The sequence below is a fragment of the Paenibacillus sp. 01T422 genome (assembly GCF_056398785.1).
This window is the reverse complement of the sequence record NZ_JBFTQB010000811.1, coordinates 1-3,014: the sequence shown is the minus strand read 5'-3', so window position 1 is coordinate 3,014 and position 3,014 is coordinate 1. Positions and strand designations below refer to the sequence as shown.

Annotated in this window: 2 protein-coding genes and 2 pseudogenes; 3 read left to right on the top strand and 1 reads right to left on the bottom strand. The window is 38.5% G+C overall.

Annotated elements, in window-relative coordinates:
• Positions 1-245: HNH endonuclease (locus AC1DUA_RS31675; RefSeq protein ID WP_477503523.1), on the top strand; the 245-nt coding region annotated here is incomplete at its 5' end.
• Between the two features lie 698 nt (positions 246-943).
• Here AC1DUA_RS31675 and AC1DUA_RS31670 read toward each other — a convergent pair.
• Positions 944-1,045 (bottom strand): annotated as a pseudogene (locus AC1DUA_RS31670) (HNH endonuclease); the annotation flags it as partial.
• A 175-nt stretch (positions 1,046-1,220) separates the two neighbouring features.
• On the opposite strand from AC1DUA_RS31670, the gene AC1DUA_RS31665 reads away from it, so the two are divergent.
• Positions 1,221-2,405, top strand: a complete 1,185-nt coding sequence (locus tag AC1DUA_RS31665; protein ID WP_477503522.1) for a phospholipase D-like domain-containing protein — start codon at positions 1,221-1,223, stop codon at positions 2,403-2,405.
• A 412-nt stretch (positions 2,406-2,817) separates the two neighbouring features.
• Positions 2,818-3,014 (top strand): annotated as a pseudogene (locus AC1DUA_RS31660) (phospholipase D-like domain-containing protein); the annotation flags it as partial.

The following is a 3,014-nucleotide window of genomic DNA, read 5'->3' as shown; positions in this document are numbered from 1 at the left end:
GCCAGTTAGTGCAGCGACTTCTTAATGACACCTGCGAACTTTGCCGTTCGAAAGGAAACATTGAGATACATCATATTCGAAAACTAAAAGACCTAGCCCAAAATGGTAGAAAAGATAAACCAGAATGGATGAAACGTTTTCGGGGAGGTTTTGGTTTTCTTTTTCATTCCGCCTCATCTTGTTACACTTTCCTTCACAACCAGATGAACATGCCATATCCATATACCCCTTTCAATCATTCGTAATATATTTATCGTGTTTGAACTCTTACATTCCTATTCCGAGAGTGAGAGAATTGATAGAGTCGATCAGCGGAGGCTATTCGTCCAATTTTATAGCGGGAAGCGGCTCGGAAGGTTGCAATAGGGCAATTATGACAATCCAGATTCAATTAACATAGACGATAGTTAAGTGATCCAGGAGCAGTTTTGTTGTTAAACGGGCCTCGTGATCAAGGTAGATTAATACGTGCTCCAATAGCCTATAATCGATTTTGCATTCGTATGTGAAATCAATTTCCACAAAGAGAAAAAGAAATATGTTTGTCAGATTGCATGGAATGTTTAGGCGCTCAAAGATGCCGGATTCGACGATCGAAACGCTAGGAGAACAATTGAGCAATTCCCCAAGCTTATGCAGCCTTCCTATCGATGCCGATATAGAACCCTACTTAGCAGCCAAATCTGTTCCCTTTTGTGAAATAAGTATTACACTAACCAAAAAAAAACAGCGGCAGCCATGGACGAGGAAATAAAGTCCTAGACTGCCGCTGTTTTTTTGCTATAGGTAAGCATTTGATGTCATCTCCAGCTTTTCCCCTGCTCCACACCGGACGTGCCGTAGAGTAGGAAGCCAGCGAGTTACCACCCGAAGATAGCACTTTTCCAACAACCCCTCCCAGAACGGAGCATGCAAGTTTCCTATACACTCCGCTCGCCAATAATTATAAATCAGCGATTTTCTTCCCTTGGTATTTACCTGAATGGATTAAAAGGTGGCATGTATCACAAACTGCAAGAGTTTTCCGACTCATTGCAATCATGCTATTCCTCGGTACCCTAAATTATTGTCACGGGTTCCATAATATCTTAACCCCAAATGCTTTTTCAAATGCCACCTTCGTTTGTGATAATCGAAGACCGCGATATTTTAGAAAAATAATTGTACTGTATAAAAATGCCCTTCCCGGATAATAGTAATCATAAAAAGGAGTATTTTGTGTGAAAAAGGTATTATTTACATCTTTATTACTATTTTTACTCATAGGATGGGTTTATCTAGACATAGAAGAAGGCGTAAAAGAGGCTGCTGTGGCAAAACAAAGTCYTTTCCACTATGCCGATTTTCAGATGTATAACGAGGGACAAGATTTATATGATTCGCTCTTTTCCGATATTCAAAAATCGAAAGAGTACATTTATATACATTTTTTTATCATCCGAAACGATGAAATTAGTAATAAATTTCTTGGTTTATTGGAGGATAAGGCAAAACAAGGAATCGAAGTTAAGTTATCGACAGATCGAATGGGAAGCTTTCTGTTTAAGAAATCGATGCGACAAAGATTACGAAAGGCTGGGGTGCAATTTACGTTTAGCGGAAAGCCTAAGTTTCCTCATCTCTTCTATACTTTACAAAATCGGAATCATCGCCGGATTATTGTGATTGACGGGACGACTGCATATATTGGCKGTTTTAACATGGGAAAGGAACATTTAAACCAAGATAAGCGCTTGGGCCATTGGGAGGATTATCACTTTCGTATCAGTGGTGACGGCGCTCAAGAAATGGAAAGACAATTTTTGCTTGATTGGAAAAGTAACACTGGTGACAGTTTTCCTGTTCATACTAGCTTCCTTAAAAATGGAAATACGCGTTATGAGTATTTATTTACGGACGGAAAAGGATTGGCGGAGCGATATCAAGACTGGATAATGAAGGCAAGTAATTCGATAGTGATTGCCACACCTTATTTTATTCCAGGAAAGAAAATTGAGGATGAACTGCTTGAGGCAAGAAAACGAGGTGTTTCTTTAAAAATTTTAGTTCCGCTTAATAGTGATTTCCCTTTGATAAAACAAGCTGCATACCCGTACTTAAGAGAACTCTTAAAACATGGGGCGGAAATTTATTTATATCAGAACGGTTTTTTTCATGGAAAGGTTTTGAGCATTGATGGAAAGTATGTGATGACGGGTACCCCTAATTTTGATACTCGCACCTTTTATCTTAATAATGAATCAGTATGCTCAATTTATGATGGACCGATTATAGCTGAGATTCAGAAAGAGTTACAGGATGATTTTCGGTTATCAAAGCGTATTTCTGATACTTATTTTGATGAATTGAATATATGGGAACGATTATTGGAGAGGACGATTTCGATAGTCTCTTTTTATCTCTAACGAATTTGACGAGCTACAACTGAAGACAGGCCGTAATCATTTGGGAGCTCTAATAAAAAACCCAAAAACCATCGTTAAATCAAGGATACTCCAAATGAAAACATTTAATCCATTGGAGAGTAACCAGATGAATACATTGATAATGTCAATCGTCATCGTTACATCCAAATTCTCAAACACCTCTTTGCCGGATTAGAGGTGTTCTTTTTTGCTTCGAATAAAAAGAGAACCCATGCATGTGATCATATGAGGCGAATATAATAATTCCATTATCCTTCCATAAACAAGTGAATCTCATTAAAAGGTATGGACCGCATGTTGAGACTTGTCTACAAACTGAAGGCTACTTCTTGTATATTTCTGGGACTGATTGCACATTCTGATACAGTAAACAAAGGAGGGATTTTATTTCATGTGGGTTCTTTGGTTGTACCTATTAAACACAGTTTTTATGTTAATCGTAGCTCTAATTGAGGCTCGCAGACCGGCCAAGGCTTTAAACTGGCTTACCATTTGCCTCATTTTGCCCATTATTGGTTTTGTGCTCTATCTCATCACATCGAATCCCATACAACTTCAACGTGAAAGACTGACTTCACCGCACAATGA